At 52.7% G+C, this 23,775-nt stretch carries 27 protein-coding genes and 1 pseudogene; 8 read left to right on the top strand and 20 right to left on the bottom strand.

Translation table 11 applies throughout. The features are described 5' to 3' along the window. Positions 1-20 precede the first annotated feature (20 nt). Complete coding sequence (gene rsmD, locus NLX71_RS00185) at positions 21-590, bottom strand: 16S rRNA (guanine(966)-N(2))-methyltransferase RsmD (RefSeq protein ID WP_254361495.1); 570 nt, start codon at positions 588-590, stop codon at positions 21-23. Between the two features lie 544 nt (positions 591-1,134). Between rsmD and NLX71_RS00190 the strand changes: the two genes are divergently transcribed. Then, entirely contained in the window at positions 1,135-1,254 is a 120-nt protein-coding gene (locus tag NLX71_RS00190) for a putative holin-like toxin (RefSeq protein WP_302058015.1), read from the top strand. Positions 1,255-1,997: 743 nt separating this feature from the next. Here NLX71_RS00190 and NLX71_RS00195 read toward each other — a convergent pair. The 4 genes from NLX71_RS00195 to NLX71_RS00210 all read right to left on the bottom strand — a co-directional run bounded on the left by NLX71_RS00195 (position 1,998) and on the right by NLX71_RS00210 (position 4,405). Continuing rightward, a complete protein-coding gene (locus NLX71_RS00195; protein WP_254361497.1) occupies positions 1,998-2,261 on the bottom strand; it encodes a YolD-like family protein in 264 nt (87 codons plus the stop codon). A gap of 46 nt (positions 2,262-2,307) precedes the next feature. Beyond that, positions 2,308-2,526: a hypothetical protein gene (locus NLX71_RS00200; RefSeq protein WP_254361498.1), complete on the bottom strand. Its 219-nt coding sequence runs from the start codon at positions 2,524-2,526 to the stop codon at positions 2,308-2,310. A gap of 74 nt (positions 2,527-2,600) precedes the next feature. Beyond that, positions 2,601-2,801: a hypothetical protein gene (locus tag NLX71_RS00205; RefSeq protein WP_254361499.1), complete on the bottom strand. Its 201-nt coding sequence runs from the start codon at positions 2,799-2,801 to the stop codon at positions 2,601-2,603. A gap of 257 nt (positions 2,802-3,058) precedes the next feature. Beyond that, positions 3,059-4,405, bottom strand: a complete 1,347-nt coding sequence (locus NLX71_RS00210) for a lytic polysaccharide monooxygenase (RefSeq protein WP_254361500.1) — start codon at positions 4,403-4,405, stop codon at positions 3,059-3,061. Between the two features lie 593 nt (positions 4,406-4,998). On the opposite strand from NLX71_RS00210, the gene NLX71_RS00215 reads away from it, so the two are divergent. Continuing rightward, positions 4,999-5,208, top strand: a complete 210-nt coding sequence (locus tag NLX71_RS00215) for a YrzA family protein (RefSeq protein ID WP_254361501.1) — start codon at positions 4,999-5,001, stop codon at positions 5,206-5,208. A 416-nt stretch (positions 5,209-5,624) separates the two neighbouring features. Here the strand turns inward: NLX71_RS00215 and gloA2 are convergent, their stop codons facing one another. From gloA2 to NLX71_RS00240, 5 genes and pseudogenes are all read right to left on the bottom strand, one after another. Beyond that, the gene (gene gloA2, locus NLX71_RS00220) at positions 5,625-6,011 is read right to left on the bottom strand and encodes an SMU1112c/YaeR family gloxylase I-like metalloprotein (protein ID WP_254361502.1); all 387 of its coding nucleotides are present in this window, start codon (positions 6,009-6,011) and stop codon (positions 5,625-5,627) included. Between the two features lie 46 nt (positions 6,012-6,057). Continuing rightward, positions 6,058-6,492 carry a DUF350 domain-containing protein gene (locus NLX71_RS00225; RefSeq protein ID WP_254361503.1) on the bottom strand — a complete coding sequence of 145 codons (435 nt, stop codon included), beginning with the start codon at positions 6,490-6,492 and terminating at the stop codon, positions 6,058-6,060. 51 nt (positions 6,493-6,543) lie between these two features. After that, positions 6,544-7,830 (bottom strand): annotated as a pseudogene (locus tag NLX71_RS00230) (glutathionylspermidine synthase family protein). Between the two features lie 64 nt (positions 7,831-7,894). Continuing rightward, on the bottom strand, positions 7,895-8,167 hold the full coding sequence (locus NLX71_RS00235) for a hypothetical protein (RefSeq protein ID WP_254361504.1): 273 nt from the start codon (positions 8,165-8,167) through the stop codon (positions 7,895-7,897). A 37-nt stretch (positions 8,168-8,204) separates the two neighbouring features. Then, positions 8,205-8,648, bottom strand: coding sequence for a hypothetical protein (locus tag NLX71_RS00240; protein WP_254361746.1), 444 nt, complete (start codon positions 8,646-8,648; stop codon positions 8,205-8,207). Between the two features lie 233 nt (positions 8,649-8,881). Between NLX71_RS00240 and NLX71_RS00245 the strand changes: the two genes are divergently transcribed. The 5 genes from NLX71_RS00245 (at position 8,882) to NLX71_RS00265 (ending at position 13,346) form a co-directional block, all read left to right on the top strand. After that, entirely contained in the window at positions 8,882-9,115 is a 234-nt protein-coding gene (locus tag NLX71_RS00245) for a hypothetical protein (protein WP_254361505.1), read from the top strand. 296 nt (positions 9,116-9,411) lie between these two features. Further along, complete coding sequence (locus NLX71_RS00250) at positions 9,412-10,788, top strand: TcaA NTF2-like domain-containing protein (RefSeq protein ID WP_254361506.1); 1,377 nt, start codon at positions 9,412-9,414, stop codon at positions 10,786-10,788. Between the two features lie 156 nt (positions 10,789-10,944). Continuing rightward, positions 10,945-12,198, top strand: coding sequence for a DNA polymerase IV (locus NLX71_RS00255; protein ID WP_254361507.1), 1,254 nt, complete (start codon positions 10,945-10,947; stop codon positions 12,196-12,198). After that, positions 12,195-12,665, top strand: a complete 471-nt coding sequence (locus NLX71_RS00260; protein WP_254361508.1) for a YhjD family protein — start codon at positions 12,195-12,197, stop codon at positions 12,663-12,665. Before NLX71_RS00255 ends, NLX71_RS00260 begins: the two co-directional genes overlap by 4 nt. 135 nt (positions 12,666-12,800) lie before the next feature. Then, the gene (locus NLX71_RS00265) at positions 12,801-13,346 is read left to right on the top strand and encodes a Crp/Fnr family transcriptional regulator (protein ID WP_254361509.1); all 546 of its coding nucleotides are present in this window, start codon (positions 12,801-12,803) and stop codon (positions 13,344-13,346) included. A gap of 33 nt (positions 13,347-13,379) precedes the next feature. Here the strand turns inward: NLX71_RS00265 and hmpA are convergent, their stop codons facing one another. The 7 genes from hmpA to NLX71_RS00300 form a co-directional block, all read right to left on the bottom strand. Continuing rightward, complete coding sequence (hmpA, locus tag NLX71_RS00270; RefSeq protein WP_254361510.1) at positions 13,380-14,630, bottom strand: NO-inducible flavohemoprotein; 1,251 nt, start codon at positions 14,628-14,630, stop codon at positions 13,380-13,382. Between the two features lie 208 nt (positions 14,631-14,838). Beyond that, positions 14,839-16,194 carry a right-handed parallel beta-helix repeat-containing protein gene (locus NLX71_RS00275; RefSeq protein WP_254361511.1) on the bottom strand — a complete coding sequence of 452 codons (1,356 nt, stop codon included), beginning with the start codon at positions 16,192-16,194 and terminating at the stop codon, positions 14,839-14,841. A gap of 117 nt (positions 16,195-16,311) precedes the next feature. Then, positions 16,312-16,599 carry a stage VI sporulation protein F gene (locus tag NLX71_RS00280; RefSeq protein WP_254361512.1) on the bottom strand — a complete coding sequence of 96 codons (288 nt, stop codon included), beginning with the start codon at positions 16,597-16,599 and terminating at the stop codon, positions 16,312-16,314. A gap of 142 nt (positions 16,600-16,741) precedes the next feature. Next, positions 16,742-18,796, bottom strand: a complete 2,055-nt coding sequence (recG, locus tag NLX71_RS00285; protein WP_254361513.1) for an ATP-dependent DNA helicase RecG — start codon at positions 18,794-18,796, stop codon at positions 16,742-16,744. A 1-nt stretch (position 18,797) separates the two neighbouring features. Then, a complete protein-coding gene (locus NLX71_RS00290) occupies positions 18,798-19,649 on the bottom strand; it encodes a DegV family protein (RefSeq protein ID WP_254361514.1) in 852 nt (283 codons plus the stop codon). Positions 19,650-19,710: 61 nt separating this feature from the next. Beyond that, complete coding sequence (locus NLX71_RS00295; protein ID WP_254361515.1) at positions 19,711-21,507, bottom strand: DAK2 domain-containing protein; 1,797 nt, start codon at positions 21,505-21,507, stop codon at positions 19,711-19,713. Positions 21,508-21,605: 98 nt separating this feature from the next. Beyond that, complete coding sequence (locus NLX71_RS00300) at positions 21,606-21,965, bottom strand: Asp23/Gls24 family envelope stress response protein (protein ID WP_254361516.1); 360 nt, start codon at positions 21,963-21,965, stop codon at positions 21,606-21,608. Positions 21,966-22,157: 192 nt separating this feature from the next. On the opposite strand from NLX71_RS00300, the gene rpmB reads away from it, so the two are divergent. Then, positions 22,158-22,346 (top strand): 50S ribosomal protein L28, encoded by a 189-nt coding sequence (gene rpmB, locus NLX71_RS00305; protein WP_010498258.1) that lies wholly within the window; start codon positions 22,158-22,160, stop codon positions 22,344-22,346. Positions 22,347-22,517: 171 nt separating this feature from the next. Here rpmB and spoVM read toward each other — a convergent pair whose 3' ends face one another. From spoVM to rpe, 3 genes are all read right to left on the bottom strand, one after another. Then, positions 22,518-22,598: a stage V sporulation protein SpoVM gene (gene spoVM, locus NLX71_RS00310; protein WP_014652194.1), complete on the bottom strand. Its 81-nt coding sequence runs from the start codon at positions 22,596-22,598 to the stop codon at positions 22,518-22,520. Between the two features lie 254 nt (positions 22,599-22,852). After that, on the bottom strand, positions 22,853-23,104 hold the full coding sequence (locus NLX71_RS00315) for a hypothetical protein (protein ID WP_254361517.1): 252 nt from the start codon (positions 23,102-23,104) through the stop codon (positions 22,853-22,855). Position 23,105: 1 nt separating this feature from the next. Then, positions 23,106-23,774, bottom strand: coding sequence for a ribulose-phosphate 3-epimerase (gene rpe / locus NLX71_RS00320; protein WP_254361518.1), 669 nt, complete (start codon positions 23,772-23,774; stop codon positions 23,106-23,108). Position 23,775 lies beyond the last annotated feature (1 nt).

Consider the following 23,775-nt stretch of genomic DNA (forward strand, 5'->3'; position numbering starts at 1 on the left):
AGCTCCCTCTATTGTCGAGTTTAAGTCTCTTTCCCCTCAGAGCGGGTACGGTAAATCGTAATGGAAGTATCCCCATACTCGGCCCGCCTCAGCCACTCGAGCTTCCCGAAGTCCCCCTCATGGCGGTCCTCCGCATCATGCTCGACCACGATCCGCGCTCCGTCGGCCAGCATTCCGCCCTGTTGCAGCTCCTCCAGCAGCTCTCCGATCACTTTCAGCTTGTACGGCGGGTCCAAAAAAACCAGATCAAAACGCGCTTCCCGCTTGGAAAGCGCTTTGAGCGCGCGCATCGCATCATTGCGGTACACTTCGGCCCGCTCCGTCAACCCGGTCGCCTGAAGGTTGTGGCGAATCGTGTCGATGGCTTTTTTGTCCACGTCCGTGAGTACGGCGCGGTCCATCCCCCGGCTCAACGCTTCGATACTCAGCCCGCCTGTGCCCGCAAACAAATCCAACACTTGTCCGCCGTCGAAATAAGGGCCGATCATGCTGAATACCGCTTCTTTCACTTTGTCCGTCGTGGGCCGGGTCCCCATGCCCGGTACCGCCTTCAGCGGCCGCCCTTTGGCACTTCCCGAAATGACTCTCATGCTGTATAGCCTTCTTTCCGCCAACTTAATATTGATATCGTATCACAAACGGAATCTTTTGCACAAAAAATCCAAAAAAATTTTGCCAGCGGATGTATATCTTTCTGCAAAAAGGATCATCCTTATATCATCGACATCCGAAAATGTCGTAGACAACCGCGGAGAAGACTTACGTTCCCCATAAGCTCTTCGTCCGGTTTCTCCTCTCCCATGAAAGGGGCTCGTCGTGAGACGGGCCCCGATTTTATTGACAAGGCCTTAAACCGTCGAATTTTTTACCCGCACTCTGACATGAGTTATTTGTTTTTTGCAGCACATAATCTAAAGTTGGTTTTCCGATATATTCATATATTTCGAAGCTTCTTTATATAGAAGCATCACATTTTGAGAGAGCACAGATTTTTATACATGTCCAGAAGAAAATTGTATCAACTCCATATGATAGGGAAAATAGTAGATTGCTAGGGATTAAACATGGTATAATACTCCAATCACAATAGAATGGCTTATATGGGCGGTCGGCTAGCCTCTCGGAAGGGAGGTGATGCCTGTGGAGGTTAAAGACGTTTTGACGCTCATGATCAGTTTCGGCATGCTGCTTATTGCACTGTTGGCGCTGGTTGTGACTATAGTCAGTGCGATTAACCAAAACAAAAAGAAATAGACCGCCCTCGGCAAAGGTAGCGGTCATTTCGTGATCCATATCCAATGTTCAAAGCCAACCGCCCTTAAAAGCGGCTATTGTGTGGGAGTCGTGTTGGTAGCACGACTCTCTTTAGTTTATGCCTTTGATTGCGTAGTTAATGTCAATACACTGAATAAGTACTGCTATGTATATTTACTGTACCAAAACCCTATAGAAATGTAAATAAACTTATTTGCGATAACGCTTATTTTAATTTATCGGCAACCATAGTGGTTTCGGCGCCTCCGGCTCCCATCCCCGAATAACCCGAAGCTCTCCTTTTTTCACTTCAACGTACCCAGCTTTCGCAAGGGATTTTACGATCGTCCGAAGTTCCTCTACAGACCGTCCCGAAAGTCGACATATCTTTCCAGCATCTGGCCGTATGCAATCGCTTTTGTGTATGTTCCACAGGATGCGGAGAACCTTTCTTTCAGAATCGCTCAACATCGAAATTCACCTCAATTACATCGGAAAATTGAATCAACTCCCAACCTACCGTTTTCTGTAGCCAGACGATGCGGATCAAGTCCTCAGCCGGCCGAAAAGTTCCTGCTGCTCTTCCTCGGGGATTCCCCGTATCATGTCGCCACCAAAAAGCGAACGCCCGGCATCGGAATGCTCGGGCGTCTTTTACTTGGCCCCGTCAATTACCGGGGCATGATTTGAAATTACGGGTATCGAGCAGGCGGCGTTGTCATCGGGTCCGACGAATATTCCGTTTAGGCACGCTCCGCTTTCATGATATCCAAATAAGAAACTTTCAGCCTATCGCCGTCACGCTCTATATGTACCAGCCGGGTTCGCGGGTCCATGTTGATGATTCGTCCCCGCACCTGTTCGTCCATTCCCCATACGGTCAAAAAAATCTCGGCTCCCTCTTCCTGAGCCTCAATCAATCGGTTACCCAGCTCCTCCAATTCAAATTCGTCTCTTGTCGGGCGTAGCGCAGCGTATTTCTTGCTTAACGTCGGTAAGCCTATCATAATTTCCATCCCCTTTTTTTCAATTTATCTTCAGTTCTATCCCTGTCTACTGCTGCGGTGCCTTTTGCTCCAAGCCTTGTATGACCCGAAGCTCGTCCCTGCGAACTTCTACGTAACCATCCTTGACGAGGCACAATACAATTTTTCGCAGTTGCTCCACCGTGCGCCCGGATAACCACGAGATCCTTTTGACATCAGGCCTTGCCCAAGCTGTTTTGTATTGATTCCACAGGATTCGAAGCACTTTCTTTTCAACATCTGTCATCAACGAATTCCACCCCGATCACGTCTTTCACCGGTCTGCCGGACCAGCTTTCTTTTTTCCTTCAGTGCATCAGCTCATGATACTCTCGATGACACGGAAACCCGCTTCACGGCTAAAATATTTTCGATCCAAATTACACGCAGTGCTTGCCGTTGATGACAAAATGCTTTAACGGCACCATTCTCAACCGCCAAAACCTCAATTCTCCGCTGCTTGGTCTTATTGTCGATATCCAAATAAATCACGTCAATGATATGGCCAATGTATCTTTCCATTCACGCTCGCCTCCAAATGAGAACATTTGTTTGTATTATATACGAACAAGATACGAACACGCAATAGTCCATTTGGTTTATACTGGATAACACAGCATAATGATGCACATCGGAAAGAAGAAAACGAGGTTACGAAGCAGGAGACGAATACCGGATGCCAAGTCATGAAAGCTGTTGTGGATTCTCGCTCAATTGAAAAAGGATAGTCCGTCAGAAGTTGGCTCTGACAAGCTATCCTTTCAAGAAATCTTGTCCGATTACTTCAACAACCACAACGAAGCTGCGTTAGACGGCTCCCAGCCGACCAGCGAGGTGTGGGCCTGACGACACTCGTACGTTTTGCCGTTGTACGTGACAAGCGTGCCTACCGTATAAGCCGTGTTCGGCGCCCATGCGGCAACCGCCGGACCGGAAGCCGTCTTGGCATTGACAGCATTGCTGTCGGCCGATACGTTGCCGGCGGCGTCAACCGCGCGAACCGTAAACGTATAGGACGTATCGGGTGTCAGTCCCGTCACGGTATATTCGAGCGTCGTCCCCGAAACCGTGGTCACCAAAGTGGTTCCACGATATACCCGGTAGCCCGTCACTCCGACGTTATCCGTCGATGCGCTCCACATCAGATGAACGCTGGAGGAAGTCGGAGTACCCATCACATGCAAGCCGGTCGGAGCCGTAGGCGCCTCATTGTCTACAGGTACGGAAGGAGTCGTAACCGTGACGGCGTTGCTTGCGCTGGAGACGTTGCCTGCGGCATCCTCGGCGCGAACCGTAAACGTATAGGACGTATTCGAGGTCAGCCCCGCGACGTTGTAATTCAAAGTCGAGCCGGAGACGGCGGCAATCAGCGTCGAGCCGTTATAAATTTTGTAGCCGGACACTCCAACGTTATCGCTCGATGCGTTCCATGCCAGCGATACGCTCGTGGCTGCAACGTTGGAAGCGCTTAACCCTGTCGGTGCAGTAGGAGGTTGAGTATCCGAAGAATCTCCTCCGAAGTTCACGTCGATGACATTATAGAAGGCATTGGCCGTGTCGGCAACTTCCCAAACCGCCAGAATGACTTGATATCCTGTCCGGCTAGGAACGTTGCACGTATCGGAATACGTCGAAGGAGGCTTCTTTCCGCCGTAATTTACCGAGCAGAACGGCGTGAGATCGAACGAAGCCCGGCTGAGCGGGGCGTTCTGATCCCAGTTTTGCTTCGTCATGTAATACTTCCAGCTGGATGTCACATGAGCGGCGGTCAACGTCCATGTAAACGTTTTCATTCCTGCCGTCATCGGTACCTTGCTCCAACGTGTAGCGGATTGTTGATCAAGCTCCGGATATTTTCCGTTTGCGCTGGCGATTTTGCCGTCGGCAGGCCCGGCCTGCGGAAACCCTTTCAGTGCTTCCAGGTTGTTCCTGTTATAACCAGCATCTTCGCAGTTCTTATTTTGCTTCAGAAAGCACAAATAGGCGCGGCTGCTCGGCGAATCGACCCAACCATGGGCAAAAGCCCGGTCCGAGAACAGCAGCATGACTACGGCCATTAGCAGCATCATGCTGCTGGCAACAAGCAGTTTGAATAGAGAATGGTGGGGTAAACGAAGCTGTATCATATATTTTTGGGGGCGGTAAGGATACTAAGGACACTACGATTATTTATTACCCTCGCAATCGTTCACAATTGTCAGTTCGATCAAACCTCCTTAAAATAGAGCTGTGAACCCGTGTGTGGAAAAGTTCTTGCAAGTATTGCATATCCTCCTTTCTATCCTTTGTTTTATATAAACTCGTAAAGAGTCTATATATGCCAATAGTCCGCGAATATCATCAATGAGCGATCTGGATGTCGTTAGAATTGAAAAAATCAAATAGAGGAACGGACACTTCACGCATGTTTCCCGTGTCCGGCAGCTGTCGAAATCCATGGTGTGATGCGGGGAACTCAATGTAAGCGATTTCGTTAAACTGGTCGTATAGGTGACGGATCGCAACAGAACTATGTAATCCACTATAGTGCTTGGAATTATATGAATAGTAAATATATTGCAATAATAATATATTACTCAAAAAATTACAATATAGCTATAAAACAAAGCGCGCAATCGAGCTTTCTTTCCGTAAAGGCAGCTCTCTTGCGCAGTTGCAATCAAGGACGGAGCTTGGTAGATTTAGTTTAAGCCAAATACGCAGCCGGGAGCGAATGACGATGAGTTTTACTTTAGACAGAATCGAGAATAAAATTGAATTTTTCGAAGCCTACGATTTGAAAACGCTCGAAGCGAAAATCGACGCGAAAATCGAGAATAACAAAGCGCTGCTGCTGGATGTTTTTTCGATCTGCCATCAAGTGGTGTTCGACCCGAATGCCGGGAAAATGCTGTACAGCGCCGTCGTTCATTTTAAAGTCAAAAACTAACGAATTCCGTCAAGACAAAAGCTTCATACCTACAAAAAAGCCATCGGCCCACCCGGCCGATGGCTATGATTTAAATAAACAACGCGATGGCGCCCACGACCAGTCTGTACCAGCCGATCATCGACAGCCACAGCGGGACGCTCAACAGCGCCCCGAACATGATTCCTACCGAAAATCTTCCTTCCATACACCGCACCTCCATCATTGTCCCCTTGCGCCCAAGAGCTTCTGTGATGATAAGGCAAGCATAGCAAAGTTATGTTTGGAATCTATTAGGTCCTTGTTAGATTTTAATGAGCTTTTTGAACTAGGACGAACTAAAAATTATAACTTTTTACCCACTTTTATCCGTAAGAAAATCCCGCTTGCAAAAAAAGACCCGTGCGCAGCACACGGGTCTTGCTTCTTGCGTTACTTTATTTTTCGTACAGCTCCAAGGGCAGCCGGTCCGGATCGAAAAAGAACGTAAATCGTTTTCCCGTAGTCTCATCGACACGAATCGGCTCTACGGCGATCTCTTCCGCTTCCAAAGCCTTGACAGCCGCTTCGATGTCGTCAACCTCGAAGGCCAGATGCCTCAACCCGCTTGCTTCCGGATAGCTTGGCCGCTGGGGCGCATCCGGGAACGAGAACAGCTCGATCTGGCTGTCGCCGATCCGCAGATCGAGCTTATACGACCGGCGCTCCGCCCGGTACGTTTCCCGGATGACCATCAGTCCGAGCACGCGGACGTAAAAATGCTTCGACTTCTCATAGTCCGAGCAAATGATAGCGGCATGGTGAATGCTGTTCAGTTTTAACATGACGTTGAGCACAACCTCCTTTGGAGCCAAATTTTAGGTCGTCCGATCAATAGCTGATTAACGAAGCCAGCAGAAGACCCGACGCCAGACTCAAGCAAAACGAGAAAATACCGACGGACACGTTGCCCTTCGGAATTTCGGCCAGTACTTTAAAAGGGGTCAGCAATTCGAACAAGTAGAACACGATAATCTGGAACGCGATACCGATGAGTCCCCAGATGATTAAATCGACGAGACCGACCGAATGATATACCGCGGACGCCAGCACGAGCACTTGGCCGATAATTTTGCCCCCAAGATCGTAAGCCGCTGCTTTGGCGGCCGCCGCTTTACCGGGATCGGATAAATCGCCGCCCTCCCGGATGAGCGCAAACTCATTGTACGGCGTCGTCAGGGTAAAAAATAAGATGCCGAGCCCTACAAGAGGGACGGTTACGCCCAAATACATCAAAAAGTTAACGATATTCCCAAACTGATCCAACGAACTCCCCCCAATAAACGTTGTAATGTAAGGCCGTTCTTATCTGCGGGCCTAGCCTATGACCGACGAAGGCAAATAATAGGACAAATTGTTCGTAATGCTCCCGCCGACACGGGCAATGACAGCAGAGCTTCGGCCGTCGATCAGAAAGCAGCCCCAGAGCAGCCGGCCATCGTATGGACCGTTTAACGTTTCCACCCGGATGCGGGGCAGCTCGGCGTATTGCTGGTAGATCATCGGCTGATCCCCGTATTCGTCTTCCCCGCTCGCTTCCGCAATATCCCCGCTTCCCGCATAGATCGTGACCCCGCTACCTTCGCGTCCCAGAATCGGCTTCGCCACATAAGGCGTGCCTTCGGGGAAGCACGGCTCCATAAACGTCGGCAGCATGTAGGCTTCGATCGTCTCATGCTCCTCTTCCGTGTAAAATTCTCCCGCTAGATGCAAATTCCAGATCAGCGCTTGCAGCGCCTTCGTCTGAGCGGCAAACCCCTAGGGCGGATTCATGATCGCCAGCTTGCGTTCCGCGATTAGTTCCAGCACATGCTCGCCGGTCGGATAGCCGTCCGTATCCCGGTCTTCAGCCAGCTTCTCGATCGCATGCAGCCGGTACAACACATCGATCGGATACCTCGCCGCTTCTTCGTCACCAGCATTAGAAGACTGAGCCCATATCCGGTCTCCCTCCACGCGGAGGTCGGACAGCGCTGCAAATTCCGCGCCGGCAATCCCGGATTGCTTCAGGAGATAGCGAGTCGTTCCGGCATCCTCCTCATGCCAATCCAGCGAGCTGAAGACGACATGCTCGGACGCATAGCCTGCTTCGCGGTATAGGTCAAGCATCCGTTTGAACGCCTGGCGGAAAGCCCCGCTGCAGCCTTCGTTCGGGTCCTCTTCGCCATAGGCGGCGCACACCCGGCCGTTTGCATGAAAGGCTTCGACGATCCCCGTCGGCGTATCGCTGTTAAACTCAAGCATCTTGAGCCCTTGCGGCGTCAAAACAAAATCGAACCGTCCGATCAGCGTCGGGATGTCTTCATCAAACCGGAGACGGATGACACCGAACGACGCGGGAGGCAGTCCCAATTCAGCCAAAAGCGCCGGCTCGCCCTGCTGGACGATCCGGACGGTCTTGGCATAGATGCGCCCTAACGCTTCGGCGGCTCTGCGCATTTCTTCCAGCTGCGCACGCTCCAACCGGTGCAAGCCGGCGAGCGCATATTCCTGGCCGTATAAGCAGTCCCATGTAAATACACCCTCTTGCCGCAGCGGCCCATAGATCGCTTCCCGGCGTTCCGCATAAGAAGCGTCCGACCGCAGCGTCTTTGCCATGCTCATGTCAGCACGCCTCCTCTCTGATCGTTGCTTTTTATCGCGTCGCGCCACCGTGGCAGCTCTGGCGTTAGGAGCTTGAACTGCCGCTGCCGCCGATGCCTCCCTTGCTAATCCCGGAAGAGCTGTCCGAAGACGCTTTAGTAGAGCTACCGCTCGAGCCCCCACCGCCGTAATAATGTCCTCCGGACGAACCGCCGCTGCCGTTGTCGCAGTAACCGTCCCCGTTTCGATCGGCGCAGTTTTGGGAATTGGAGCAGCCCGCCGTGCCGCCGAGCACCAGTGTCGACGCCACGAACAGCGCTACCAGTTTGCGTGTCCTGCTGCTTTTTTGCTGTTCCATTCTTCGTCACTCCTGTCTATCCCGGTTTGATTTGCGGCTATACCGGCATGGCATAGTATACATACGTCTCCCGGTCTTCGTCGATTTCGGCGCAAGTGCGCTGCCATTCCCGGCCCTCCGCATACAAATAACTCGCCTGAAGGTTCAGCATCGCCTCCAGCGTATCGGGAAATGTAAACGTATGCACCAACCGGTAATCCGCCGTCCATTCGCGGTATTCCCTTAGCTCCATGCGAACGCCGCGGGGACCTTCCGGCTTCCCCCATAACATCGTCCGCTCGTCAAGCACTTCCTGCACATAAACGACATAGCATTCCGGCTCCACAGCGCACGAGGTTTTCTCATACACCTTGCCGTCCTTAATAAAATAGTCGCAAGCAAAACGCAAAGCGACCTCGTCCCGGCCGATCCGGTCATAATAATACAGCAGCGGAAACGTCTCGCTGCCCTCGGCATACAAACGGTATTCCAATCGTGTCATCATGCTTCGGCACTCCCTTTCTCCCTCTCGGAAACGGGTCATTCTCACGGAGATCCTCTAAACATATACGCACCACGGCGAAAAGGTTTCGCAGTCCGCCATGGCGGTTTGCTCCCCGGTCCGGAAACTGCATCCAAAGTCGATTATAGGTTTCTGACGCGGTACGTCAAGCAAAAGTTGCCCCGGATTCGCGAAGCGACAAAAAAATACCGCTCCCAGACGCCTTCCCTCTCTTGGAAAAGCTCAATGAAATTGGCTGGAAGGCAGAGAAAGCGACCATTTTGAATTGGAGGGATACAGAGGGCCGCCCTACCGATGGACAAGCAGCAGCCGGAGAAATCGGAATCGTTATCCACGAAGCCACGGAGTATAATACAGAATCTCTTGCAAAGTTCGCCTTTTCGATGCTATACCGAGCAGCACTTTTTTCTAAAGAAAACAATGTACCGATTTTGTTAGATTACTAAAAACCCCGGGCCAAGTTGGTCCGAAGCACAAAAGCAGTACGTTGGCCTGAACATCGGCAAGCGTACTGCTTATTTTTTACCCGGCTGCTGCGTCTTTTTCAACTCCAGTTTGCTCAAGATGCAGGTAGGTTCGTCCATAATCCATTTGGCATGGTTTCTTCCATCCGTTACGTTTTTTTGTCGATTTTTTGTCGAATCATGAAGGAAAATCGCACTTTATATTGAAATTCTTTCTAAAGAAGGTTCCCACATCATGGAAGCCCCTTAACTAAATCGGAATGGGAGTAATGACAAGTATGGAAAATAAGACAAACAACCCGGCAACGTCTGAGGAGACGGGAACAGCGGCAAAAAAATCAAATAAGAAGCTGATCATCATCTTGAGCTCGCTTCTCGTTGTATTGGCAGCGGCCGGTGGAATCACCTACAAGCTCACGAATAACTTGAAATACGATTCGTTGGTCAGGCAATACAATCAGGATTTTGAATCGATTCAGGCAGCGGGCTCCGCATTCAAAAAGCAAATAGAAACGCCTCCTGTCGACAAAAAAACGCTTAAGGAAATCGTCAGCTTTTATGAAAATTCCAAATCAACAATCAATTTTGAAGCTCAAGTGAAAGAATTGAACAGCAATCCCAAGTACGCTTCGCTTACGGCGGAAAAGAAGGATTACCCCAGTCTTAACTTGGACAATGCACTCGCGGAGTACAAAGATCGATTGAAGGATATCGAAAAGCTTCAGAGTGTCATACAGCGAAGCGACAACATCGATTCGGAAATCAGACAGTTAAAGAAGCCCAAAGACGATACGTATACCATTTATAGCACAATCGACGCTCTCGTCGAAAAAAACAACAAGCTGAAGGACGAAATGCTCAGCGTAGTTTTATCGGCAAAATTAAAAGATATTCAATCCAAGTTCGTCGATGCTTTGACCTACCGCGGCAAATATTTGACGGAAATGCAGGCTGCGCATGAGGCTGCAAGTAGTAATAAATATATGGAGAGCAGCTATGAGCGCAATATTTCCGCCATCAAGAAAAACAAGCAGCTGGCGCAAGGTCATACCTATCCCTACGAATATATCGATGCTGCCTACAAGGCGGCCAATAGCGCCGAGTCCGATAGAAAATATTTGGAGAAAAGCGGGACCGAACAAAGAAATCGTGCAACCGAAGCCGCCAGCATGCTGGCCAAGTATGTGGAATTGACAGGGGCCGAATCAGCCGATCTGACGAAAAGCGAAATTAATCCCCAACCGCTTCCGCAGAGTCCGGCGAAGCCATCCGGCGATGAGGAAATGGCCAAGGCGATGGTCGAGATTTTCCTGGCGAAAAGCATGTGGGCCCTGTCCACAGACGACATCAAGGTCGTGACGCCGTATTTGAGTTCAAAAAAACACCAAGAACAGGCGAATTACATGCAATACCTGAAAAACAAAGGAATCAAGGAATCCATGACCCTTAACGAAGCCAAGTCGGCAGAAAAATTGGACGATTCCACCTTCATCGTTACGACATCGGAAAAGTACAAAATCTCTTATGGCGATGGCAGCAGCAAAACAAAGAGCTTCACTTCCAAATATAAAGTCCTGAAAACCGATTATCACGATTATAACTTCGTAATTGACGAATTGCTCGAAGCGAAGGAAACAGAGAGCAAAGACAGCTAGATGGCTTGCATCGTAAAAACAATTATACAACCTCCGGATTTTGATTCCGGAGGTTTTTTTGATCATCCCCGGCAATTTCAATTATTTACCTTTGCATAAGGAACGTGTGTTCTGTATATAATAATTAAATACGAACATATATTCGCAGGTGATGAAATGCAACGAACGGTTCTCATGGCAGATGGGCAAAGTTTTTACGCGAGTATCGAAAAAGCGGCGCACCCGGAATATCGGGATAAACCCGTTGCGGTTGGTGATCCGGCACGCCGTAGTGGAATTATTTTAGCCGCCTGTCCGATTGCAAAATCACGCGGTGTAACTGCAGCGGAAAGAGTCGGTGAAGCGCTGGCCAAATGCCCGGATTTGGTCGTCATACGGCCACGAATGCAAACGTATATCTCGGTATCCCTGCTCATTACAGAAATTTTCGAATCCATTACAGATCAAGTTGAACCGTTCTCCATCGATGAACAGTTTCTCGATGTGACAGGATCTTTGGCCTTGTTCGGCTCTGCTGAAGAGATTGCCCGTTTGATACAAACAAGGGTAAAGCTTTCAACCGGAGTATGGTCCCGCGTCGGTATCGGCCCCAACAAAATTCTTGCCAAAATGGCTACGGATAATTTCGCAAAAAAGAAACCTGCAGGTATATTTGAACTTACCCATGACAATATCGAAAAAGAACTTTGGCCCCTGCCTGTCCATCAAATGTTTATGGTAGCCGGGCGAATGACTTCCCATTTTGCCCGCATGGGCTTACACACCATTGGCGATATAGCGCGTCTCGATCTCGGCGAATTCAAAAAACGGATGCGTTTCCGTATGGGCCGGCAAAGTGACATTCAAGCGGAATATTACTGGCAAACGGCGAACGGCATCGACCCGAGTCCCGTTGTCACCGGAATGCGAAGCCAAATTAAAGTGATCAACCACGGCAGGGCATTAAAATGGCAAGCCTATCGAACGATCGAAGACATTGAACCCCTTATGATCGAACTGATCGTGGAGGTTTGCCGCCGTGCCAGGCGCTACGGATATATGGGCAGAGTCGTTGCCGTGGGAGCCGCAGAAACCGACGGGTACCGGTCTTCAGGCTTCGGAAGGCAAAAAACATTGCCGCGTCCTACCCATTTGGAACATGAAATCGGCCCGGCTATACGCTCACTCTTTTTGGAGCACTGGAAGGGCTTGCCTCTTACTCATTTGCATATTACGCTCACCGACCTTTCGAAAGATGATGTTTACCAACTTGATTTATTTGAGGATCGAGAACGATTGATTCGCCGTGAAAAAGCAGTCGATGCGCTAAAAGAGAGGTTTGGACCAACAGCTATTATCCGTGCATCGTCCTTGTTAAAAACGGCTCAGGCATTCGAAAGGGCAGCTCAAATAGGAGGGCACTGGGCATGAGCAAACTAGACGGGAATGGTCGCTGGCAGTCGAAAATGACGCTAACGGAACATACGGAGCAATATGAGGCGCGTCATGATTCCAAAACGTCCCGACCGACGTCCGAAGAATACACCATGGCTCGGGATTACATTCTGCTGCCTCATATGTTAACCATGATTGAGCGGAGTATTGAGGAAATAAGAACCTCAACAAATATTTTAAAACGGTTATATTTGATCGCGGCGCAAACCGTGATGAACCAAATCCATAAAGACATGTACTCGTTACGTCGGGAATTAAGCAAACGAAACATTAAAGTGATCAACGACGAGCAGATTGACCTGGTTATTTATTACAAAATCATGTGCCGAGGTTACGAAGAACGATTCGGTATCGTTCGTGATGTCGTTCGATCAGAGATCAGCGTGCGTTTGACCAATTATTTAAAAGACGTTGCAAAATTCATGGAGCAATACGGCAAATGAATTACACTTGTGTACGCCGTTCTAGTCTTGTTTCACTATGAGCGTGACCTCGGATCGTGCTATAATCGGAAAAAGAAAAGCGTCCCGCCTCGACAGAGACGGAACGCCAAAAATTGGAAGCAAAGGTGAAGACGTATGCTGCTGCACAAGGGCGAAACGTTGTTTCGCCAAGGAGAAGCCGGACCGCTGTACCGTATCAGGAGCGGCCTGCTTAAAATTGTCCGCATTCACGAGGACGGACATCCCGTCTTGGTCAATATTATCGTTCCGGGCGAAACGATCCCTCATCATTCCTTAATCAGTCCGAAAGAATATTACGGAACCGCGATTGCGCTTATGACCTGCGAGATTGAAACGCTTCCCGCCCAAGAATGGTATGCCAAGCTTCAACGGGAACCGCAAACGTGTCTTGAGATCGCCATGCTGCTGGAGAACAAGCTGCGAATGATGCAGCAGCGAATCGATCAACTAACGCAGCTTGCGCCTGCGGATAAGCTGGCGAAGCTGCAAGCCTGGTTCGAAGCCTATATTGCCCCGGCCCGTTTGACCAATCTGCTGACACAGGAGGAAATCGGCCAGTTTATCGGGCTGCGCCGCGAGACGGTCAATCGTCTGCTTCGTGCTCAAGCAGGCAATCGCGCTGCCTTGCAGGTCCGGGATGATAACAAACGCCGACGCTAATCATACAGTTCCTTTGTTTATCCAATCTGCATTTTAGCGGCGTGCCTGAGCCGCTGGTTCCCCGGCTTCCTCCAGCGAACCCGCCGGTCCGAAAAACTCGTAACGCGCGTCTTCCTTACGTACGCCCCATGCTTGCAGCATCCGGTTGACCGTCTTCATGAACGGCACCGGTCCGCAGAAATAGAACGCGGCATCCGGCGAAGGAACGACGGATTGCAACCACTCCAGATCAATGTAGCCCTCCTTGTGGAACGTCCGCTCCGCCTGATCGGCAGCGGTCGGCGATTGGTAGCAAAAGCGGTACGAGAAGCCCGGATACCTGCGGGCCAGCTCTTCCACCTCGGCGCGCATCGCGTGCGTCTCACCGTTCAGGGCCGCGTGAATGAACGTGACCTGCCGGTCCGGCGCCGTTTCACCGAGCGTTTTCAGCATACTGAGCAGCGGAGTCAGACCGACGCCGCCGCTCAGCAATACGACCGGGCGCAGGTCGGAGGTATCGAGCGTGAAATCTCCGGCAGGAGCGGTCAGCCATAGCGTATCGCCTTCGTTCACATGCTCGTGAAGGAAGACGGATACTTTGCCGGCCGGGTGCTCCGGCGCGCCGTCCTCACGTTTGACGGAGATGCGGTAATACGGCTTGCCCGGCGCATCGGACAAGCTGTATTGCCGGATATGCGTGTAGGTCTCGCCGGGCATTTCCGGCTTCACGCTAACATACTGCCCAGACTCGAACGAGGCAATCGCGCCGCCGTCGACCGGAACCAAATAAAACGACGTAATGACGCTGCTTTCCTTTTGCTTGCGCTCCACCCGGAACGCCCGGAATCCTTCCCAGCCGCCCGCCTGCCGCTCGGCCTGGACATACATTTCCGCCTCTACGCCGATGAAGGCGTCGGCAATGATGCCATAGGCGGTTTCCCACGCCTGCAGCACCTCGTCCGTAGCTGCCTCGCCGAGCACCTCCCGCATGGCCGTCAGCAGCGTCCGGCCTACGATCGGATAATGCTCGGGCTTTACTCCAAGACTCCGGTGCTTATGCCCGATCTGCTTCACTACAGGCAGAATGGCAGCCAAATTATCGATATGCACGGCAGCGGCATACACGGCATTCGCCAGCGCCGTCTGCTGACGCCCCTGCTTTTGGTTCGCATGGTTGAAAACGTTCAGCAGCTCCGGATGCTCGGCAAACAAAATTTCATAAAATCGTTTCGTGACCGCAGTCCCCTTCGACTCCAAAAGCGGAGCCGTCGATTGAATAATGCGGATCGTCTGTTCGTTTAACATTCGTTATCCCTCATTTCATCATTGCGGATTTCGTTACCTTCATAAGAAAGTATACAAGGACGCCCGAAACGCTTTTGTGATCTAGATCACATCAAAACAAAACGATTTGTGGCAAAACAGACAGCCGGTCGGGATGTTCATTTCTCCGACCGGCTGTCCGCTTGCCGAGTTATCCCCATTCCGGGATTGTACGTTTCAGTTTCAGAGGTTAAAAGCCCGTCTTCGACGTATCCTTCCCTTGATCGGCCAGCATTTCGCCGTTACCCGTACCGGCATTGCCGTACACCGTGTTATTTTCGCAGCGGCTGCCGGCGATCTGGATGGCGGCCGCCGAACAGCGGGACAGCATATTGCCCGTGACGAGATTGTGCCGGCTGAAGGAGCCATCGGCATTGCCGGACGTTTCAAGGGCAATACCGGTTTGGACCCGCCGCACATCGTTGCCCGTCACCGTAGTAACATCGCTGTTCAGCAGAACGATACCGCGCCCGGTCTGATCGATTTTGTTGCCGGAAACGATGTTGCCGAACGGCCGCTCGCCATCTGCCGCACCGTCGCCCGTCAGCGAGATGCCGGATTCTTTTGCCCGGGAAATGATGTTATGGACGATCACATTGTCCGTGCAGTAATCGCGCAGCACGATGCCCTGCTTGCCGGCATAAGCGCCGTTTCCCAGCCCTTCCGCCGACAATACATTGCCTTCGATCCGGTGGTACGAGCTCGGCTTCAGTTTGGAAGATATCACGATGAAGGCATCGTCGCATTGCTGCGCCACGTTATCGGAGACGATCGAATACGAGCTGCCTGCGGAAATATAGATGCAGGGTCTTTTCAACAAATGAAACCGGTTATCCGTCAGCCGGAAATTCGCCGCCGACTCGGCAAAGATCCCATGGCCTTCGTAAAAGTTTTCGTAAGCGATTAGCTGGGAGAACACGCTTTGGCTAACCGAGACGTGCCGGCTGTCGCTGAACCATACGCCGTTGGCGATGCCGGTGAACAAACAATTCCGAACGGAGACGTATTCGCATTTTTCAAAATAAACGCCGCGTTCCGTCATCTTGTAATTTGCCGGCGATATGGCGCCCATGCCTTCGAAGCCAAGCCCTTCGACCGCATTCTTCTTCGTACTGAGCCCCATCACCATAGATAGATTCGGCTCCGCCGCCTTCAGTATGGATGCGCCCGGCCCATCTCCGACCAAACGCACATTCGGCCTTAGCATAATGGCGGATCTCAGAATGTAGCGCCCGGGCGGAAAATACACGGTCCCTCCCAAAGGCGCCGCCGCTTCGACGGCCGATTGAATCGCTGGTGCGTCGTTTTGATCAAAACGACCCGAGCCTTGCGCTCCGTAGGCTTTCACGTTGATCCAGGCGACCGATTCCGGGCGAAACCCCGGATTTTGCATCGGATTGGGCATCGGCTCCGCCGCGGCCGTACCGCTCCAACCCGTACCGGCGGCCAAGATGATGCCGGCCGTCGCCGTGCCCATCGTGGCCAGCAGCTCGCGGCGGGACATTGCTTTTTCTTTGGATGAAGATGAAGATTCCGAAGTAGACATATCGATATCGTTCCCCTTTCCACAATCTAGCAATCTATCAGCATTATAGCCTGCTCCGCTTCATTTGACAATTGGGCGGGAGCCCAGTGTTTCGAAGAAAAAAAAGAACATGCCCGCTTAGCGGAACATGCTCCACAGTTTAATCAGATGAAATGCATTGTTCGGATCGATTTTTTGCGAGATAACGAACTGAACGAGCTGCTCGGTCTGCTGCTCGGTGACTCTTTCGCCAAGTGCCTTCGTCAGCATGCCGACGAACCGACGAACCTTCACGCGGTCCTGCAAATCGTACTTCGTCACGCCCTGCAAAATCATTTTGACCCGTTCTTTCGTCTCCGGATTTTTCATCTTCAGCTTGATCCGCTCGATTTGCGCAGGATCAAAGCCGTACTGCGTATAGCTCATGCCGCACACCTCCGCGTTCTTGCAAATAGGACTTACAACAACCATACAGTAAGTCTATGTCGGAGGGCTTGGTCTTGTGTACCTAATTCTTTCGCCGTCTTTCCCCTTCACGCCGCAGGCGGAGCGTCAAGCAGGCTATCACCTAATCCAGCATCTCGCTGTCGAAGATGTGCTCGCGCTGCAAATAGTGACGCAGCGGCACGTAGTCGGCCTCGGTCCAGAAATCCGGCTGCTTGACAAGCTCGGCCGCATCGTCCCTTGCCTGTTCCATCACTTCGAAGTCGGTCACCATGTCGGCGAGCCGGAAATCCGGCACCCCGCTCTGCTTCGTGCCGAAAAAATCTCCGGGCCCCCGCAATTCGAGGTCACGGCGCGCAATCTCGAAGCCGTCGTTCGTGTCCGTCATCGCCTTCAGCCGTTCCTTGCCGACTTCGTTCTTCGGATCGGCAATCAGCACGCAGTACGATTGGTGCTCGCCCCGTCCGACCCGGCCCCGCAGCTGGTGAAGCTGCGATAGTCCGAACCGGTCGGCGTCATAGACGACCATCAGCGTAGCGTTGGGCACGTCCACGCCGACCTCAATAACCGTCGTCGAGACCAGGACATGAAGCTGGCCTTGGCTGAACTCGCGCATCACACCGTCCTTCTCCGCCGGGGCCATCCGTCCATGCAGCAGCCCGACCTTATATTCCGGAAAAGCAAATTGAAGCTGCGCGTGCACATCAATCGCGTTCTGCACGTCGAGCTTCTCGGATTCCTCGATCAGCGGACAGATGACATACGCTTGCCGCCCTGCGGCCACCTCGCGGCGAATAAAGCCAAGGACGCGCTCCAGCATATTGTGCGTCACCGCATACGTCTGAATCGGCTTGCGTCCCTTAGGGAGCTCCCGCAGCGTCGAGACGTCCATATCGCCAAAAGCGGTAATCGCGAGCGTCCGCGGAATCGGCGTCGCCGTCATCGTGAGCACGTCCGGATTCATCCCTTTACGGCGCAGTATGCTGCGCTGCTGTACGCCGAAGCGATGCTGCTCGTCCGTAACGACGAGTCCGAGCCGGCGGAAAAACACATCCTCTTGAATGAGCGCATGGGTGCCGACAATGATGTCGATCATCCCCATCTGCAGCGAGCCGAGCACATCCCGGCGCTGCCGCTCCGTCAAGCTGCCGGTCAGCAGCGCCGTCTGGATGCCGTACGGCTCGAACAAGCGGTCGAGCGAGCGCTTGTGCTGTTCCGCAAGAATTTCCGTCGGCACCATAAGCGCGCCTTGATAGCCGGCCTTGACGACAGCAAAAAGCGCCACCGCCGCGACGACGGTTTTTCCCGCGCCCACATCGCCCTGCAGCAGGCGGTTCATACAGAAAGGCTGCTGCAAATTATGAAGAATTTCGGCCAGCACGTTTTTCTGGGAAGCCGTTAATGTGAACGGCAGCGCGCGTACAAACGCGCGGACAGCCGGCAAATCTACGGGGTGTGCGACCCCGTCCGCCCGGTCGTGATTCAGCGAGCGGTACGCCTGCATCTTGAGCTGGAACAAGAACAGTTCCTCGTACACCATCCGGCGTCTCGCCCGCTGCCCCTGCTCCATACTGCCCGGCAGATGCAGCAGGGCGACCGCCTGCTTGCGGGGCAACAGATTGTATTTGCGCAGCAGCTTGCCTGGAAGCACCTCGGAAATGAGATCGCCGAATTGCAGCAGCGCTTGCTTCGTCGTTTGCCGAAACCACTTTTGCGTAATCGATCCCGTTATCGAATAAACCGGCTGCAGCGTCCCGGTCTGCGACGTGCCGCGGCCCGGGAATTCCACCTCCGTCACGGTCAAGTGCAGCCGCTTCTGGTCCCATTTTCCGGTCAAGACGATATCCGTACCGGCGGTCAGCTTGTCCTTCAAAAAATGGCGGTTGAACCAGACGGCCGTAATGAAGAGCGGATCGACTACGATTTTGCAGGTCATGCGCGATTTGGTACGCCCGTACATTTGCACCTGGGGAACCCCCGCGACCGTGCCCTGCACCGTAATCCGGTCTCCGTCCTTCACCTGCGTCAAATCGCGAAGCGTGTAATCCTCGTAGCGGAAAGGATAATAATCGAGGAGCTCTCCGACGCTCGAGATGCCGAGCGCAAGCAGCTCCTCGGGCTTCTTGCCTTTGACGCCGGACACCTTCGTGACCGGAAGCGAATAAAGATCCAAGGTCATATCAGACCGGTATGGCAATGGTCGCTACGGTTCCGGGTCCGACATGCGCTCCGATGACGGGCCCGATATGCGTGTAGTGCACGCTTTTTACATCAAAATGCTGCTTCAGCAGAGCGCAAAACTGCTCCGCCGTCTCGCGTCCGGTCGTATAAGCCACGACCAAATCGATCGGTTTGCTGGCGTAATCCTGCTGCAGCAGCTCGACGATCCGGTTCATCGCTTTCTTCTGTCCGCGAACCTTATCGACGGAGAACACGACTCCGTCATCGTTGACCGACAGAATCGGCTTAATATTAAGCAAGGAGCCGAAGAGTGCCGCAGCCTTGCCGATCCGTCCGCCCTTATGCAAATACTCGAGCGTATCCACCAAAAAATAAAGCCCGAAGCTTTGGCGCAGCGACGCAATCCGTTCCAAAATTTCCGACTTGCTCTTCCCCTGCTTTGCCGCTTCTGCGGCAGCTATGACGAGCATGCCGATGCCAATGGAAGCCGACCGGCTATCTACCACCTCGATATCCGCCTTCTCGTCGATCAACGATTTCGCCACGAGGGCGGACTGGTACGTACCGCTCATCTGCGATGATAAATGAATCGAGATGATCGAGTCGGCGCCTTCCGCCGCAAGCCTCTGATACACTTGGATGAAATCGGCCGGCGACGGCTGCGATGTGGTCGGAAAAATACCGGACGAGGACAGCTTGTCATAAAATTGCTCCGGACCCATATCGACCCCGTCGCGAAATGCCTCCGAGCCGAACAATACTTTAAGCGGCACCATCTCAATGCCGAGCCGCTCCCGCAGGTCGGCCGGAATATCCGCCGTGCTGTCCGTTACAATACGAACCTGGCTCAATAGCCTCCCTCAATTCTTTGTAAAGTTTTGATCTAAAGACATAGCTTTGAAAACGAACCGCTTATTCCGCGGAAATGATGTAGTAATAGAGCGGCTGTCCGCCATCCTGCACTTCAACTTCCACCTCTTGATACGTTTGTTCGACATACCCGACAAGCTCCTCGGTCTGCTCCTGCACCGCATCCGCTCCGGTATACAAAGTCACGATCTCCGCACCCGCATCCAGCATGGAGTCGATCAGCTTTTTGCAGGAATCGACGAGGTCCGGGGCCGAGGAAACGATGCGGCCGTTATGAATGCCGATATAGTCGCCCTCTTTAATATCGATCCCGTCCATTTGCGTGTCGCGTACGGCATGGGTGATTTGACCGGCCTGTACCTGCTGCAGCGCCCGCTGCATTTCGCCGATGTTTTCTTCGGGAGCCGCCTCCTCCTGGAATGCGATGACAGCGGCAATGCCTTGCGGAATCGACTTGCTGGGAACAACGACAACCTGCTTATCCTCCACAAGCTCCACGGCCTGCTGCGCAGCCAGGATGATGTTCGAATTGTTCGGAAGCACGAACACCGTTCTCGCTTCGACCTCGCTGACGGCGCGGACGATATCTTCGGTGCTCGGGTTCATAGTTTGTCCGCCGTGCAGAATCCGGTCGACACCCAGGCTGCCGAAAATACCGGAGATGCCTTCCCCCGCGGATACGGCAACAAAGCCGTACGGCTTAAGCTCGCGGGACGGACCGTTCGCCGCATGGACGGTCGGCTTGCCGAGTTCGAGCTCTCTGGCCGCGTCCAGCAAATGCGTCGCCTTGGCCAATGCCGCGACCGCACCGGACGGTCCGGCCTCCTCCATCAGAAGATGCGTATGCTGATCGCGCATATTTTCAATTTTGATCCGGCTAAGATCGCCGTAATTCTGGGCCAGATTCATAACGCTGCCCGGGAATTCCGCATGGATGTGTACTTTGACCAAATCGTCGTCGGCCACGACAAGCAGGGAATCGCCGAAGGCAGACAGCTCCTCGCGGAACAGAGCCTCGTCAAACTTGCGGCCGTTCAGCTTACCCGGATTCAGCGTCACCATAAACTCCGTACAATAGCCGAACTCGATATCCTCCGTCGCCAGCTTTGCTTGCACACGCTCGTGACCTGTAAAATCAAACGCCGCCGCAACCGACTCAAGCGTCTCCTCCAGCGGCTGCACCGCGCCAAAAGCGACGTACGGCATATCGGGCGGCTCCTCCGCAGGCGCTTCCTCCTCCATGTCCAGAACGGACACAAAGCCCTCGTAGATATACACAAGCCCTTGTCCGCCCGAATCGACGACGCCCACCTGCTTCAGCACGGGAAGCATGTCCGGTGTTTTAGCCAGCGCCTCTTTCGCTTTATCCAGCAATTCCGCCATCACGACAGCGACATCCGGCTGCCGCTTAGCGGTCTGTACGCCCTGCCTCGCCGCTTCCTTGGCTACGGTCAGAATCGTACCTTCCACAGGCTTGACAACGGCTTTGTAGGCCATATCCACGCCGTTCTGAAACGCCGCAGCCACCTGCTGGGCATTGGCCGAAGGCAGGTCAGATACGGCTTTGGCGAAACCGCGGAACAACTGTGACAAAATCACGCCCGAGTTGCCGCGAGCGCCCATCAGCAAGCCTTTGGCAAGCGCTTCAGCTGTTTTACCCAAGTGGTCCGACGGACGGCGCCGGAGCTCTTCCACCCCGGAAGTCAAGGTCAAATTCATATTCGTGCCCGTATCGCCGTCCGGTACCGGAAAGACGTTGAGCGCATTGACCCGCTCTGTGTTCGTCGTCAGCCTATGCGCTCCCGCTTCTACCATTCGGATGAAATCTTGTCCATTCATTTCTTTTAAGCGCCTACCCAAAAGACCGTTCCCCTTTCGCTATAACCCTGTTGGCGATCCATAACATGTTTCGGCCACAACCGCTGTCATCACAGGTCTCATTCCGCAATCCTCACGCCTTGGACAAAAATGTTCACGTTAGCCACTTGCAGGCCCGCGACTTCTTCGAGCATGTATTTTACTTTGCTCTGCACGTTATGCGCCACGACCGAAATTTTCGTGCCATAGCTGACAACGATATATAAATCAATGGTCAGGACATCCTGCTCGTTGCGGCGAACCTCGACTCCCCGACGCAAATTGTCCACGCGCAGCAGTTCAGCAATACCGTCCTTGAGATTGAGCGAAGCCATCCCGACTAGTCCGTAGCAGTCCAACGCCGCCGAACCCGCAAGTGAGGCGATTACTTCGTCCGTAACATAGATTTTTCCATATTCTGAAGCCAGTTCGATTGTCATCTCCATACAGCTCCTTCGATCCCAAAATTAGCATGGACTACGAATCATTGTACTATATTCGCCGCAAGAAATAAATAAAACGCAGGCCCCAGGGGAAGAAAACGAAGAAGCTGCGTTGACGGCGTTTAGGCCGCTGTGATATGATGTTTAAGTGTGTTTTTGAAGCGTGTAAGCTTTAAGGAGGTGTAATCAATGTCCCGCAAATGTTTTATCACAGGTAAAGGCCCGGGTACCGGCAACCACGTATCCCATGCGAACAACAAAGCGAAACGCACTTGGGGTGTCAACGTTCAAAAGGTTCGCATTCTGGTCGACGGCAAACCGAAACGCGTTTGGGTGAGCACGAAAGCCCTGAAATCCGGAAAAGTAACTCGCGTGTAATCTGCGTCCGCAGACAAAAAGCACCTGGCTCAGGTGCTTTTTTTAGTTGGCAAGAATGAATCCTTGACAAACGCGCTTGTCTTGCAAGACAAGGACGGCTGAGCCGTTGATCCTGGGTGCGGCGCCTGCCCTAGCCCGGCAGCCAGCGCCTAAGTATGGACGGGCGTACCTTCAGTTTTTGCTGAATGTATTAAGTACAGCCTTCACAAACCCACCCAAAAACTTCGGAAGCTTGATAGTGTAAAATTTCATTTTGCACCCTCCCTCCAGACTTTGCGCAGCAAAGTCAGCATCGCTTGGCTTTGCGACGCAAAGCCGACCTCGAGCCATGCGCGCAGTAAACCACCTCGTTAAAAGTATATTCCGCTGCTCCCCAAAACGTGCCATGCAAATTCCGGGCACCGAAAAAACAAAAAAGGCTACAAAAGCCGGAAGCCGTACTTTTGTAACCATGTATATGCGACCCCCGCGCCGGTTATGCACGTCCGGGTTTTGTTTCTTTTTTCTCAAACCGCAGCCTGCTGCTGCTGAATAGCCAAATACACCGCGTAGAACACCGAATAAATAAAGTAAAATAAGATCGTGATCAAGACGAATGCAATGCGCGGGCCGCGCGTCTCGTATCGCTTAAAAAACTGGATACCGACGTATATAGCCCCCAGCGAAAAGGCAAACTTCACCACGCCGTCGATAATGGAAAACACAAACAGCAGGGCGGCGCATAGCAAACTGAAGGCAAAAATTTGCAGCGCCCGCATTTTACCGGCCGCTCCCGACTTCCCGGATCGCGCGGATCGCCTCGGCACGGTCCGGCCGGTTAAATACCGCATTCCCGGCAACGAGCACATTGGCGCCCGCTTCGGCAACGAGCTTGGCCGTCTCGGTGTTGATACCGCCGTCGACCTCGATGTCCACGTGCTGAAGTCCCCGCTCGTCCAACATGCGGCGCAGTCCGGCGATTTTGGGCAACGTCGCGGAAATAAACTTCTGCCCGCCGAAGCCGGGGTTAACCGTCATCAGCAGCACATAGTCGAGCAGCCCTTCCTCAAGCACATGCTCCAAAGCATGGAGCGAAGTGGCCGGATTCAGCACGACGCCCGCTTTGACGCCCTGCTCCTTAATATAATGAAGTGTCCGGTGCAGATGGACGCATGCCTCGGCGTGAACCGAAATAAGGTCTGCGCCTGCCTGAACGAACGAGGCGATGTAGCGGTCCGGCTGCTCAATCATCAGATGCACGTCGAGCGGTAATTTCGTTATCGGACGGATGGCTTCCACCACCAGCGGTCCGATCGTAATATTCGGCACGAAATGTCCGTCCATCACGTCGACGTGAATCCAGTCGGCCCCGCCGCGCTCGACGTCGGCAATTTCTTCACCCAGCTTGGAAAAGTTGGCGGATAAGATCGAAGGAGCGATATGCAGCATC

Origin of the sequence: Paenibacillus sp. MZ04-78.2 (assembly GCF_024213375.1) — a bacterium.
In the GTDB taxonomy this organism is placed as follows: Bacteria; Bacillota; Bacilli; order Paenibacillales; family NBRC-103111; genus Paenibacillus_G.